Origin of the sequence: Massilia psychrophila (assembly GCF_002760665.1) — a bacterium.
In the GTDB taxonomy this organism is placed as follows: domain Bacteria; phylum Pseudomonadota; class Gammaproteobacteria; order Burkholderiales; family Burkholderiaceae_D; genus JAFCUW01.
In genome coordinates this window covers 1-255 of the sequence record NZ_PDOB01000107.1, presented here as the reverse complement: position 1 = coordinate 255, position 255 = coordinate 1, and the positions used below count along the sequence as shown (strand labels likewise).

1 pseudogene is annotated in these 255 nt (G+C 63.9%); it reads right to left on the bottom strand.

The annotated features are described in order from the left end of the window. Positions 1-187, bottom strand: a pseudogene (locus CR103_RS21850) (IS66 family transposase); the annotation flags it as partial. Between the last annotated feature and the right edge of the window lie 68 nt (positions 188-255).

The window sequence follows — 255 nt, the reverse complement described above, 5'->3', positions numbered from 1 at the left end:
CGACGCGCGCTTCTCCCACCCATGCCAGCAGCGTGCCGGGCGATACCGACAGGCCATAGATATCGTGAATCAGTTCGGCCGCGCGCGCAAAAGGCAACATTTGCCCCTGGGTCAGATGCACGCCCAATGCCCGCACATTCGGACCGTACTGCGCCACCTCGGTGACGCCTTCCGGAAACGCACTCACGTGCACTTGGCCACACTGGCAAACGAGCTCGACGCTACAGTGTTCGACGACGGCGAAGGCCCGCTCCG